This is a genomic window from Pseudoalteromonas issachenkonii (assembly GCF_002310795.1).
Taxonomy (GTDB): domain Bacteria; phylum Pseudomonadota; class Gammaproteobacteria; order Enterobacterales; family Alteromonadaceae; genus Pseudoalteromonas; species Pseudoalteromonas tetraodonis.
The window spans coordinates 1,609,558-1,623,107 of record NZ_CP011030.1 but is presented as its reverse complement, the minus strand read 5'-3'; the positions used below and the strand labels follow the sequence as shown (position 1 = coordinate 1,623,107).

Sequence of the window (13,550 nt, the reverse complement as noted above, 5' to 3'; positions counted from 1 at the left end):
TGTACTAATACAACCCCCCGAATCTTTATTGTGTGTGAAGATGTTGTCAATTGAAATGCAGCGACCGTTAAGTATCTACTTAATCATCGCTGCTTTTTTTTGCTTAAAATTTACTGTTTTCTGGCTACAAATTCTAAAACAGTCGCATTAATACAATATCTATCTTGCCCTCTAGGCCCCTCACCCGGAAATAAATGCCCTAAGTGAATACCGGTACTTTTAGACTTAAGCTCAATGCGCTGCATTCCCCAGCTATTATCTTCATGTTGGGTTACACTGTCTTTTATTGGGTGGGTAAATGAAAGCCAACCGGTGCCTGAGTTAAATCTATCGCGGGTATCAAATAATGGCTCACCGCTTAGTTTATCAATAAAGATGCCATCGGGCGTGTTTTTAAAAATAGCATATTCTTTGCAGTAAGGGCTGTCGGTTTTAGCATTAAAAGCCACCTTATAAGCTTCACTGTTGCCAAGCTTAAACGCACCTAATGCTTTATAAAATTGCTCTGGGTTCATGTAGCCTTGGCGAGAATAGACCTCAACCCCATTTTCTAAAAATAATATGGTAGGTGTAGCCCATGTCGCCGATTTAATCGTTAACCCATCAAGCTGATCAGCATGGCGGAAAGTCATTGGAATTGTGCCTTTATAATCATTGGCAACGGCCGCTTTAAACTTTTCGCAGTAAGGGCAATAACTTTGCGAGTCTAAAATAACAATCTGTTTGCCATTTAATAATGCAGTATTATCTACCTTCGGTTTATCACTTTGAGTAAATACAACACCGGTTGAATGATCAGGGCAATAGCCGTTTGGATTTTTTTCAAGGTAATTTTGATGATACTCTTCAGCCGAATAAAAGCGCTCAAGTGGCTTTATTTGCGTCACTATTTTTCCATAATCGGCTTTACTTAATAATTGCTGATACTCACTCGTGACCGCTTTTGCGATGCTCGCTTGCTGATCGGTAGTGGTTAAAATAATAGAGCGATATTGCGTGCCTACATCATTACCTTGACGATTCTTTTGCGTTGGATCGTGGCTCTCATAGTAATTTTGCAACAACTCTCTTGCTGAAATAATATTACTATTAAAGGTAACCTGCACCACTTCGGCGTAATTATCTTCATCAAAGCGACGGGATAACTTAGTGATATTTCTATAGGTTGGCTTAAACCCCCGGCCATCGGCGTAACCCGATTCAGCGTCTAACACACCATTAAGTGCTTCGTAGCGTTTTTCTGCACCCCAAAAACAGCCCGAACCCAGCACTATTTTTTCAACATGCATGGTTGCATCTAAATCAGTTGGTTTGATTATTTCATCTGACGATATAGCACTCATTGCACTTAGTAAGCCCACAATGGCAAACGCCGATAGTATTACCCGCTTAAACATACGATGACCTCTTAGTTTTAGTTACTCTAGGGTCTGTTGACCTTTCAAGGTTAAATTTGCAGCAGTTTGTTTGGTGTTTAGGCAAGGCAGAGCCTATGTGGTGTGGTTATTCCCCATAAATAGGCGATAACGGAGCATCAATGCCAAACAGGCGCTGCCCTTCGGGTTCTGCCTAGGAGCGATTTTAATCCGCAAAGGTCAACAGACCCTAAAGCAGACCTGTAAACTCAAGAATAAATTTCACACGCAATAAAACTTTACGAAGACGGGAATTTAATCGATCCGAGTTTGTCTATTAATATCGTAATAGCACAACGACTGTGATAGCTTAAATACAAACAATATTAATAAGTTATCTGTATGAGCACTTTGCCAAGTATAAAAATATTAACAAATTCTAGTCTGCTTTTTGATGTTTCTCACTACAGCGAACAACACATACTTGCGACGCAAAAAAAACTCTGGGCGCTGTCACAGTATTGTAAAAACACCAATGAGTTTATAGATTTAGTCCCCGGGATGAACTCATTAACCTTGTATTTAAAATCAGCCAGTAATTTACATCAATGGCAAAACACCTTAACAAAACTATGGGATGAGGTTGATGATTACGCCTTTGAAAGTCAGCATCATAAAATAGACACCTATTACCAAGGTGAGGATTTAAACTATGTGGCTAATTATCACAAGCTAACAATAGATGAGGTAATTAATTTACACAGTAAAGAAATTTACCATGTGTTGTTTTTAGGTTTTGTGCCCGGTTTTCCTTATTTACATGGGCTCAATTCTCAACTGTTTACCCCAAGGCGTGATAACCCACGAGTCAGTGTTCCTAAAGGCGCGATTGCGATTGGGGCAGACCAAACAGGCATTTATCCTGAAAACTCACCTGGTGGCTGGCATATTATTGCTCATACTGATGCCTGTTTATTTGATGCAACCGCCTCAAACCCTTGTTTATTTAAACCCGGTGACACCCTTGAATTTGTGCCTGTTAAAAGGAGTAAACAATGATTAAAGTAATCAAACCCGGTATACAGCTTACAATCCAAGATTTAGGCCGTGTGGGTTTTCGTCATTTAGGGGTTAGCCGCTCGGGTAGCTTAGACGCCTATGCGCACATTATTGCCAATCGCTTAGTAAATAATCACGATAACGATGCCGTACTTGAACTCACCGTTGGGTTATGTGAATTGCAATTTGAGTGCGATACCGTCATTGCTCTGCATGGAGCCGACTTAAACGCTAAACTTGACGCTCAAGCCGTTTACCCCGGGTGGAGTTATCCGGTAAAAGCAAAACAAACACTTAAATTTGATACAGGACGCGGTGGCTCCAGAGCTTACATTGCCGTAAAAGGTGGAATTGAATGCCCTGAAGTTATGGGTTCTAAATCAACCGACTTAGGGGCAGCCATTGGTGGTTTTAATGGCCGAGCATTACAAAGCGACGATATTATAAAAATAACCCCATATACTCAGCCTTGGCTATGCAATAAAGGTGCATTAACACCGCCTAAACGAAAAGTTATTCGGCTACATCAAGGCCCACATCATGAACTACTTACACCTGAGTGTATAAACGCTTTCTGTACCACCTCATTTACTATTAACCCGAATAGTAATCGAATGGGAGTACGCTTAGATCATAATAACAGCCAAATAATGCAACACTCGCTCTCACTGCACTCACTCGCGGTAGCACCGGGAAGCGTGCAACTCCCACCTGATGGCAACCCAATTGTGCTGTTAAATGATGCACAAACAACGGGGGGCTACCCATTGATAGGCCATGTAATAGAGGCGGATTTACATCAGTTTGCTCAGTTTAGAACCGCCGATTCTATTACTTTTGAGTTTGTAACGCTTGAACAAGCAACCGCGGCAAAAAGTAAACTCGATGCGCATCTATCTCAGCTTAAACTGAGTTTAAATCACTATTGGGCTAATTAACATAATACGATAACGCTGTTTTCTTAATGATTATATTTGCACCCACTTGGTGCAAATATAAATTTTCATGAGCATTAAATGCTTATCCCTGCCTGTTTTAAATTAAAAATTGTACAATCAGTTGCTATCACACTATCAACCTCACCATGTTGGTGCACCAGTAACTTGTTTGGTGCATAAATTATTCTTATTAATTTAAAAAAGCCGTGTGACTTAGTTATTTATTTCTGATAAAACAAGGTTAGTCTTTAGCAAACTCGCTATCGTAGGCACTTAATAGGAATGAGGAAAAATTATGTGTTCAATTTTTGGTGTACTCGATATTAAATCGGATCCCAGCCAGTTACGCACTCAGGCAATCGAAATGTCTAAACTGTTACGTCATCGTGGGCCTGATTGGTCTGGTGTGTATTCATCTGATAAAGCAATTTTAGTGCATGAGCGCTTAGCCATTGTTGGCGTATCAAGCGGTGCTCAACCCCTTTACAACCCAGAAAAAACCCATATTTTAGCGGTTAATGGCGAAATTTATAACCACAAAGAGCTGGCCGCTAATTTAGAGGTCGACTTTGATTTTCAAACCCAGTCAGATTGTGAAGTGATTTTAGCCCTGTATAAACAAAAAGGGCCGGCATTTTTAGATGACTTAAATGGTATTTTTGCTTTTTGTTTATATGACGAAGAGCAAGACGCGTACTTAATTGGTCGCGATCACATTGGTATTATTCCACTGTACACAGGTCACGATGAGCACGGTAACTTTTATGTAGCGTCAGAGCTCAAAGCGCTGTCACCTATTTGTAAGCACATTGAAGAGTTTCCGCCGGGGCATTACCTGTACAGCAAAGACGGCAAATTAACCCCTTACTATAAACGTGATTGGCAACGCTTCGACGCTGTTAAAAACAACGATGCCAAAGCAGAAGATGTAAAAGATGCATTGGAAGCGGCGGTTAAGCGCCAGCTTATGTGTGACGTACCCTATGGCGTATTGCTATCGGGTGGCTTAGATTCATCGGTTATTTCCGCTATTACCCAGCGCTTTGCTGCAAAACGTATTGAAGATAACGATGAAAGCGATGCTTGGTGGCCTAAACTGCATTCCTTTTCGGTGGGTTTAGAAGGCTCCCCCGATTTAGCCGCAGCGCAAAAAGTAGCTGATATGATAGGGACTATTCACCACCCTATTATCTTTACTATTCAACAAGGTATTGATGCACTTAAAGAAGTGATTTACCACATTGAAACTTACGATGTAACCACCATTCGTGCATCAACCCCAATGTACTTAATGGCCCGTCAAATTAAAGCCATGGGTATAAAAATGGTGCTCTCAGGTGAAGGTGCAGATGAATTATTTGGCGGTTATTTATATTTTCATAAAGCGCCTAATGCACAAGAATTTCATGAAGAGCTGAACCGTAAAGTTTCAAAGCTCCATATGTTTGACTGTTTACGTGCCAATAAATCAATGGCGGCTTGGGGTGTTGAAGCACGCGTACCATTTTTAGATAAAGAGTTTGTTGATGTGGCAATGCGCATTAACCCTGAAGCTAAAATGTGTAAAGACGGCAAAATTGAAAAACACATTTTACGTGCAGGCTTTGACGGCTACCTCCCAGATGAAGTGTTATGGCGTCAAAAAGAGCAATTCTCTGATGGCGTTGGCTACAGCTGGATAGATACCTTAAAAGAATTTGTTAATGAGCAAGTAACGGATCAAGAATTGGCGAATGCCAAATTTAAATACCCAATTAACACGCCAGACTCTAAAGAAGCGTATTTTTACCGCAGTATTTTTGAGTCGCACTTCCCGGGCGATGCCTCGGCTAAGTGTGTACCACATGGTAAATCAGTTGCGTGTTCAACCCCAGAAGCACTCGCATGGGATGCATCATTTCAAAATAATGCCGACCCATCAGGGCGCGCCGCGGGCGTTCATAACGAAGCGTACAAATGAAAATTTAACCATCCTAAGCTGCAGTGTTAAAGCTGCAGCTTTTTTTGGTGTCTTTGTGCGTAATTTTCTTAAAATGCTTATTGCACTGAGAGAAGAGAATGAGAAGAAAATGAGAAGAAAATGAGAAAGTAAAAGCCATTCTGCCTCATCATTTTTGTTTAATTATGTGGCTTTGTTACTTCTCTAAAAGCGTAGCGTCTCTTTGTCCTCTTTGTGAGTTAAGCTGTTAAGACTCAAAATAAATGAGAAAGCAAATTAGTTTAAACTGCAAAATAAGTATGCCACCTTTTTATAAAAACTACTTTAACATCGCTATTATCATTGCTGATTCTATTAACCTCCCCTTGGCTAAAAATCCAAAGCTATAAAAATGTAATTAAAAAGTCATAAAAAAGCCCATTTAACAAATTACTCTTAGTTTTAAAAATCAGAGTACGCTTTTAGCGTATCCAATTAAGTGATTTATCTGTTTATACGCCCTATTAATATGAATATTCATTAACTTAGCTTTTGCATTCATTGCTATTTACTACTATAAAATAAAGTGCTAACGCGTTAGTTTTCATTTTCTTAGCGACCAGACATGTACAATAAAAAGACAAAGTCAGCTCAAAATTTTAGCAAAGTGTTAATTCTTTCGTATTTAATATTTAACTCCCCTAGCAGTAAAGGTATGATGGGCAATTAAATTAGTTAGTCTTCTAATTATTCGTGTTGTTAGCTTTGGCAAAGAATCTAATAAGACGAATACAGTGAACTATAAAAAACTGGCATTAAGCCAGCCTGTTTCATTAACCAATGAGGTATTGCATGAGCGAGAATCATGACAAGTACAGTATTGACAATACGGACTACACCGTAGGTCAAGATAATGTGCAAAAATGGGGGTTTGATATACATAACCCTGTATTCGGAATAAGTGCAGGGTTAATAGCGCTGTTTTTAATTGCCGTATTAGTATCTGATGCCGAAGTTGCTAAAACGACGCTAGATGGTATTAAAACCGATATTATTAATAATTTTGACGGCCTGTTTATGTGGGCTGCTAACTTCTTTGTTATTTTTTGTTTAGTTTTAATTTTTTCGCCTTACGGCAATATCCGTTTAGGCGGCGACGATGCTAAACCATCTCACTCTCGTATTTCTTGGCTGGCAATGTTATTTGCAGCAGGTATGGGTATTGGCTTAATGTTTTGGGGAGTTGCTGAACCGGTGGCTTATTACACCGGCTGGTATGAAACACCGCTTAATGTGGCTGCCAACACCCCAGAAGCAGCAAAGCTTGCAATGGGCGCAACTATGTTCCACTGGGGTCTTCATCCTTGGGCCATTTATGCGGTTGTCGCGCTTTCTTTAGCGTTTTTCACATACAATAAAGGCTTACCGCTTTCTATACGCTCAATTTTTTACCCTATTTTAGGTGATAAAGCATGGGGCTGGCCGGGGCATATAATCGATATTTTAGCTGTGCTTGCGACCTTATTTGGTTTGGCAACGTCTTTAGGATTAGGTGCTCAACAAGCTTCAGCGGGTATTAACCACGTATTTGGCCTTGAAGGTGGCGTAGGTTCACAAATTCTGGTTATTACAGGGGTGACGTTATTAGCCATTGTCTCAGTTATTCGAGGCATTGATGGTGGCGTTAAGCTACTAAGTAACGTCAATATGCTTATTGCTTTAGTGCTACTGGTATTTGTATGTTTAGTTGGTTTTGCTGTATCTATGGGTAATATACCAAACACGGTAATGGGCTATGTAGAAAACATTATTCCGTTAAGTAACCCACATGGTCGTGAAGATGAAACATGGATGCATGGATGGACAGTATTTTATTGGGCTTGGTGGATTTCGTGGTCACCGTTTGTAGGTATGTTTATTGCCCGTGTTTCACGTGGTCGTACAATTCGTGAGTTTTTAACCGCTGTACTACTTATTCCTACAGCAGTCACTATCTTATGGATGTCTATTTATGGCGGCATCGCAATTGACCAAGTAGTTAATGGAATTGGTGCCCTAGGAACTGACGGTTTAACAAGTGTGCCTATGGCGATGTTCCAAATGCTTGATGAAATGCCAATGGCGAACGTTTTATCTTTCATTGCTATTGTTTTAGTACTGGTATTCTTTATTACTTCTTCTGATTCAGGGTCACTTGTAATCGATTCAATCACAGCAGGTGGTAAGATTGATGCGCCGGTACCACAGCGTATTTTTTGGGCGTCTGTTGAGGGTGCTATCGCTGCTGCATTACTTTGGATTGGTGGCACTCAAGCGATTGAAGCACTGCAAGCGGGGGCTATATCAACCGGTCTGCCATTTACCATTGTATTGTTATTGATGTGTGTAAGCTTAATTTTAGGTTTACGAACTGAGCCTCGCCCAGTTAAATAACACAACACATTCCATAATAAAAAAGCCGCAAATTGCGGCTTTTTTTGTGCTCTATTTTTAACAGTAATGCTTCAATAGCTAAAGCCAAATTTCACTCACTGGCGTGTCTGATCTATAGTGGTAACTCAGCTGCGCTTGCAGCAGCTCGGCAGTGGCTAGTGCATCAGTAAGCGCATTATGGTTTTGATACAGTGGCAATGAATAACGCTCCCGTGTATCACTTAACCTAAGTGATCCTAGCTTTGAATTAAACAGCCTGCCTAATAACCCCTGCCGCGCTTTAAGCGCCCGCCTTTCTATTTCCATCGTATCAACTAGTGCAAACTCAATGCCCTCTTTTATACGCATAAGTAGCGCGTTATAAAAAAAATGACGTTCTATTGCAGCATAATGTACCACCACCACTTTGCCTTTAAGGGCATCAAGCAGTGGCGCTAAAATTCGATTAAGATCAGGGGCTTCATCCACTTCTGAATGAGTAATTCCATGAATAACTATTGACTCTTCACTTAAATCTCGTCGTGGTTGCACCACCCAGTGACGGCTCTCTTTACAATAAATACGATTTACATTAAAAGGCACCAGCCCCACACTAACAATATCATCGCTATTCGCATCAAGGCCGGTTGTTTCAAAGTCGAGCGCCACAAAAGGGACATCTTTAAGTGGAGCAGCCTGATTGGTAAACGCTTGTTGATAAAAGTCTTTAAGTAACGGGTTTTGCGCAGTTTGCAATAACTGCTCGTAGCGCTGTGACCAATCTAACGGTGATTTAGCCATAACTTATTTCACACCCGGGTGCGCAGAATAGCTAAATTTTAAAAAGCTTTGCGCTTTTTCTAAAATAGCAAAGGCTTCTTTTAAATTACTTTGCTCAAAGGGTGAAAGTAAATGGGGGTCTAGATCGTTATCTGGGGCTTCACCCTGCTCTATTTGCCACGCCTGATGACGAATACGTACTGTGGCAATATACTCAAACGCATCACGTAAATCTTGTGCTTTACCTTTAGGCAGTAAATTTGCCTCTATAATATCTTCTAAGCGCTCAAAGGAGTTTTGTTTACGTGAGCCAACCGCTAAGGCGTGCACGCGCACCACATCAGATAGCGGCGCCGTACCACGGCGTTTTAAGTTCATTGACCGCTTATGCTGGCCATTATGCTCAAGCACAAAACCGTTAAAGAATCCTAGTGGCGGCGTTCTATTGCGGGCATTGGCAGCAAGGTTCGCTAAAAAGCGTTTGTTTACTTTGCTTTCTTTGGCCACCAGCGTTTTAAGCTCATCGGCCCATTTTAGCTTGCCCCATACACCATCTAAGTCAAAAAATATCGAACTATTAAGCAGTGCTTGCGGTTTCGGCTCGGCCATCCAACTAGCAAATTTTTCTTTCCATTGTGTACGGGTCATACGCCATTTTTTAAACGACGCCATAATTTCACCGTCACAATAGGTATAGCCACATTTAGCTAAACCATCACATACAAAATCTGATAGGTTTTGAAAATACTCATCGTGCAGTGCCTCATCAAAACTATTATCCAAAATGAGAGCATTATCTTGATCAGTCACAATTAGCTGCTCGTCGCGGGCCATTGAGCCTAAGGCTATAAAACAATAAGGAATAGGCGGCTCGCCAAATTTTTCTTCGGCCAGTGCTAACAAACGCTGTTTAAAGGTACGCCCTATGACCGCCATAGCGGTTCCGATCATATGCGAATTTGCATCTTCATTAACCATACGTACAAATACATTAGGTAATTGGCGCGCGTAATGAACTAAGTCATCAACTGATTGCTGCGCTAAAATACCGCGTACTAACAGTAAGCTACTTTGTGATTCATAACGTAAAATGTCAGACAGCGATATTACCCCAATAGGCCGTTTTTTATGTACCACAGGTAAATGATGTAAGTTATCTCTTAGCATGGCTAATACGGCTTCAAACACATAGGCGTTGCTATCAAGTAGTACTAAGCTTGATGTCATGACTTCTTTGGCGGGTGTATCATATGTTAACCCTTGGGCAACCACCTTAGTGCGAATATCTCTGTCGGTTATGATCCCAACAACTTGACCGTCGTCTTCTTCTGGGTCGTCGCTTATTTGTTTTTCTATGTCGGTAACTAACACTGAAGAGACCGATTCTTGCGTCATTAAAAATGCGACGTCTTGAATAGCAGTTTGCATTGTTACTGTGACCACATCACGGTGTAATAATGACTTCACTTTCGCGGTGGTTAAATCATTGCTGTCGGCTTGCTCTACAATGGCTTGGTGCAAACGTACGTTACCATCCACTTCAAAAAAATCGGCAAAGGTTTCGTATTTATCACAATATTCGTTGAAGGTATTAACGTTAATACAATAGGTTAAGGTGTCTTCTAGGGCTCGAGCCGGAAAGCGCACTTTGCGGTTCATCAATAGGCCCATTTGGCCAAAAATGCCGCCTGTGGCTAAACGATTATAGAGCTCGCCATTACGACGTGAAATTTCAACCGAGCCACTACGAATAATATATAAGTCACTAATATCTTGGCCTAAATGTAAAATATCAGTTTGCGCACGAAAATAAGCAACTTCAATTTGCATTGCTAGTTCGTTTAGTGCCTCGCTCTCAAGCGTATCAAAAGGGGGGTGTTCAACTAAAAATTGGGCTATTTCAACTTGCTCGGCCTGCATGGGTGATCCTTGTGGCTTTAATCTAGTTGAATTGTGGGCTTGATTGGCTATTTTTTCAAAGAAAAATAGCCAATTAGCGTAATTAGTTAGTCAAGTTGCTCCAGCTCTTGGGCTAATTGCTTTGACTCATCGCCACGAGGACTGGTAAAGCGGGCTAATCCTAAATAAATCACCGGTGTTAAGTAAAGCGTAAACAATACCGCTAACGCAAGTCCACCAAATACCACCCAGCCAATGGCATTACGTGCTTCTGCTCCGGCACCAGTTGACATAATTAGGGGTAACGCACCGAGTAAGGTCGATATTAAGGTCATGGTGATTGGTCTTAAACGTACCAATGCAGCTTGTTCAACCGCTTTTCGAACACTCAGCCCCTGATCTCTTAATTGATCAGCAAACTCGACCAATAAAATTGCATTTTTAGCGATTAACCCAATTAACATCACTAGGCCTATTTGCGAGTAAATATTCAGTGAGGTACCGGTTAAATACAGCGCTAAAATGGCCGATGTAATCCCAAATGGTACAGTGATCATTACCACGATTGCACTGTTAACATTTTCAAATTGCGCCGCAAGTACTAAAAACACAATTAAAAATGCCAATACGTAGGTCATTAATACTTCGTTGGAGGTTTCTTCAAATGTCAGTGCTTCCCCTTTAAACGCAAGGGTAATACCTGCTGGTAATGATTGCTCAGACACTTGCTTTATTTGCTCCACTAAGGTGGCAATTGTTAAGCCTTCAGGCAGCTCCATACTGAGCTCTATGGCACGGCGCTGAGCATGACGCTCAAGCTCGGCGGCAACCCCTTCCTCTGAAATGTTAGCGACACTACTGAGCGGTACCAATTGATTATTACGAGCTCTAATAAACAAGTTTGCTAAATCACTTGGGTCGTTAATAGTTTGATTTTGTGCCTGTAGCATAATAGGAATAGATTGATCGCCAATGTTTAAATCAGCGATATCGTCACCATTAATAGCGGCTTTTAACGTAATTGCGATATCACTTAAAGACACGCCAAGTTCTTCTGCGCGTCGTCTGTCAATATTAACACGCAATTGCGGCTGCGATGGCTGATACGATACTCTTACCGGCGCAACTTCTGGCACGGCTTTTTCAAGATCAGCTGAGAACTGCTGTGCAGCCTTAAATATTTCAAGGTAATCTTGTCCCAGTAAAGCGATTTCTATGCCGCCACCTTGGCCACGTAAATTTAAGCTATTTGCCCCACCAGGGTAAGCTGGTGCGCCTGGGATGTTGCCTAAAGGCTGGCGAATTTTATTAATAATTTCTTGTTGGCTAAAGTTACGTTCATCCCAATGCTTTAATGGCACAGTAATAAACACAATATTGGGATCCCATTGCCCAACCACAGTGTAAATAGACTCAATTTCACCACTTTCAACGAAAGGCAATAAGGTATCTTCCATTTTAATGGCTTGTCTATCCATAAAGTTTAACCCTACGCCATCAGGTCCGCGGGCAAATATTCTAATTTTACCGCGATCTTCAGTAGGGAGCAGTTCGTTATCTAAACTCATATACAAAGCACCCGAACCGCCTGCAACTAATAAACAAACAATAAAGGTAACCCACGCATGATCCAGTACTTTATGAATTGTTTTGGTATAAATATTGGCAAGCACGTTACCAAATTTCGCAAAGGGGTGAAAACCACCTTGCTTAAGCTTTAGTTTTGAGGTGAGCGCCGGTACTAACGATAAAGCAACAAAGCTAGATATAATTACCGCACCAGCTAGTACGCCACCAAACTCCCTAAATAAACGCCCTGCTGTAGAGGGTAAAAATGCGATGGGTACAAACACAGCCGCTAATACTGCAGTGGTGGCAATAACGGCAAAAAATACTTCGCGGGTACCAACAACCGCTGCGGCACGCCTTCCAAGGCCTAACCCTCGCTGGCGTTGAATGTTTTCACTCACTACAATTGCATCATCAACAATTAATCCTGTCGCTAATACCAGTGCTAATAAGGTTAAAATATTAATTGAAAACCCAAGTGCCCATATCAGTGCTAATGAACCTATAAGCGCAACAGGAATGGCAAATGCTGGGACTAATGTTGCACGCCATGAGCCAATAAACACCCACAAGGTGATGATCACTAGCAGTACCGTCAGTACCAATGAGTTAATCACTTCATCTACTGAGCTTCTAATAAACTGCGCGTCATCTGATGTTAGCGTAAACTCCATCTCAGGAAAGCGCTCCCGCATCCCCTCTATAAGGTTGAGTACTTCATCAGAAATTTCGATAGTGTTGGACTGTGCTTGGCGAATAATTTCCATACCAATAACAGGTTTACCATTAAGTCTTACCATAGAGCGCGGATCGGCCGGACCAAAGTACACGGCAGCAATATCGCTAATGCGAGTATCGCCCTGGATTATAATGTCGCCCACCTGTGCGGGGGTAACAGACGTTGCATCAGCGCGCACTATTATTTGCTGATCGTTTGATTTTAAACTCCCTGCAGGCACATCAAAGGGGGCTTGCCTGAGTACATCGGCAACATCTGGAATCGTTAAATTAAAACTGCTGAGCTTTAATGGATCAATGCGAACCCTGAGCACACGTTCTCTATCGCCGTTTAATCGTACGTCGGCAACGCCAGGAATAGTTAAAAACTGCGGCGCTAAGTCAACATCAACCCGCTCTGTTAAAGCCTCTAACGATAAGCTTTCACTTGATACTGTTAATGAAACCACCGCTTCAGCGTCGTTATCAGCCTTAATAATAGAAACGCGCTCTACCTCTTCAGGGAGCTCTCTTTGCACTCGAGCAACGGACTCACGCGTTTCATTCGCGGCGTCGTCAAGATTAACACCCGGTCTAAATTCAACCACAATGCGTGAATTACCTTCTTCACTTTGTGCACGAATCGATTTAACACCGCTCACGCGGGCCACGGCACCTTCAAGTTTACTGGTAACTTCGGTATCAACGGTTTCAGGTGAACCACCAGGGAACGAGGCTGATACAGTAATACGGGGTCTGTCTACATCTGGAAGCTCTCGAACTTCTACGCCAGCTATGGCGGCAATTCCGGCAATAATAATCAGTAAATTCAGTACCACAATAAGCACTGGGCGGCGAATAGCCATTGATGGCAAGTCTTGCATCATAGGTTGCTGTTTCATG

8 protein-coding genes are annotated in these 13,550 nt (G+C 41.7%); 4 read left to right on the top strand and 4 right to left on the bottom strand.

Features of this window, described 5'->3' with window-relative positions; genetic code table 11:
- Positions 1 to 110: 110 nt before the first annotated feature.
- A complete protein-coding gene (gene msrA, locus PISS_RS07435; protein ID WP_013464892.1) occupies positions 111 to 1,397 on the bottom strand; it encodes a peptide-methionine (S)-S-oxide reductase MsrA in 1,287 nt (428 codons plus the stop codon).
- Positions 1,398 to 1,757: 360 nt separating this feature from the next.
- On the opposite strand from msrA, the gene pxpB reads away from it, so the two are divergent.
- The 4 genes from pxpB to PISS_RS07415 all read left to right on the top strand — a co-directional run bounded on the left by pxpB (position 1,758) and on the right by PISS_RS07415 (position 7,703).
- The gene (gene pxpB / locus PISS_RS07430; RefSeq protein ID WP_013464891.1) at positions 1,758 to 2,414 is read left to right on the top strand and encodes a 5-oxoprolinase subunit PxpB; all 657 of its coding nucleotides are present in this window, start codon (positions 1,758 to 1,760) and stop codon (positions 2,412 to 2,414) included.
- Positions 2,411 to 3,352, top strand: coding sequence for a 5-oxoprolinase subunit C family protein (locus tag PISS_RS07425; protein ID WP_058154564.1), 942 nt, complete (start codon positions 2,411 to 2,413; stop codon positions 3,350 to 3,352). Before pxpB ends, PISS_RS07425 begins: the two co-directional genes overlap by 4 nt.
- A 295-nt stretch (positions 3,353 to 3,647) precedes the next feature.
- Positions 3,648 to 5,312, top strand: coding sequence for an asparagine synthase B (gene asnB / locus PISS_RS07420; protein WP_016899940.1), 1,665 nt, complete (start codon positions 3,648 to 3,650; stop codon positions 5,310 to 5,312).
- A gap of 810 nt (positions 5,313 to 6,122) precedes the next feature.
- Positions 6,123 to 7,703: a BCCT family transporter gene (locus PISS_RS07415; RefSeq protein WP_013464887.1), complete on the top strand. Its 1,581-nt coding sequence runs from the start codon at positions 6,123 to 6,125 to the stop codon at positions 7,701 to 7,703.
- Between the two features lie 78 nt (positions 7,704 to 7,781).
- On the opposite strand, the gene PISS_RS07410 is transcribed toward PISS_RS07415, so the two are convergent.
- The 3 genes from PISS_RS07410 to PISS_RS07400 all read right to left on the bottom strand — a co-directional run bounded on the left by PISS_RS07410 (position 7,782) and on the right by PISS_RS07400 (position 13,549).
- Positions 7,782 to 8,483 carry a 3'-5' exonuclease gene (locus tag PISS_RS07410; protein WP_013464886.1) on the bottom strand — a complete coding sequence of 234 codons (702 nt, stop codon included), beginning with the start codon at positions 8,481 to 8,483 and terminating at the stop codon, positions 7,782 to 7,784.
- Between the two features lie 3 nt (positions 8,484 to 8,486).
- Positions 8,487 to 10,382, bottom strand: a complete 1,896-nt coding sequence (locus tag PISS_RS07405) for a putative nucleotidyltransferase substrate binding domain-containing protein (protein WP_016899937.1) — start codon at positions 10,380 to 10,382, stop codon at positions 8,487 to 8,489.
- Positions 10,383 to 10,468: 86 nt separating this feature from the next.
- On the bottom strand, positions 10,469 to 13,549 hold the full coding sequence (locus tag PISS_RS07400) for an efflux RND transporter permease subunit (protein ID WP_058154563.1): 3,081 nt from the start codon (positions 13,547 to 13,549) through the stop codon (positions 10,469 to 10,471).
- Position 13,550: the final 1 nt, after the last annotated feature.

Coding starts and splice junctions, on each gene's coding strand:
- PISS_RS07415 (WP_013464887.1), top strand. CDS start 6,123: ATGAGCGAGAATCATGACAAGTACAGTATTGACAATACGGACTACACC.
- PISS_RS07425 (WP_058154564.1), top strand. CDS start 2,411: ATGATTAAAGTAATCAAACCCGGTATACAGCTTACAATCCAAGATTTA.
- PISS_RS07400 (WP_058154563.1), bottom strand. CDS start 13,549: ATGAAACAGCAACCTATGATGCAAGACTTGCCATCAATGGCTATTCGC.
- asnB (WP_016899940.1), top strand. CDS start 3,648: ATGTGTTCAATTTTTGGTGTACTCGATATTAAATCGGATCCCAGCCAG.
- msrA (WP_013464892.1), bottom strand. CDS start 1,397: ATGTTTAAGCGGGTAATACTATCGGCGTTTGCCATTGTGGGCTTACTA.
- PISS_RS07405 (WP_016899937.1), bottom strand. CDS start 10,382: ATGCAGGCCGAGCAAGTTGAAATAGCCCAATTTTTAGTTGAACACCCC.
- pxpB (WP_013464891.1), top strand. CDS start 1,758: ATGAGCACTTTGCCAAGTATAAAAATATTAACAAATTCTAGTCTGCTT.
- PISS_RS07410 (WP_013464886.1), bottom strand. CDS start 8,483: ATGGCTAAATCACCGTTAGATTGGTCACAGCGCTACGAGCAGTTATTG.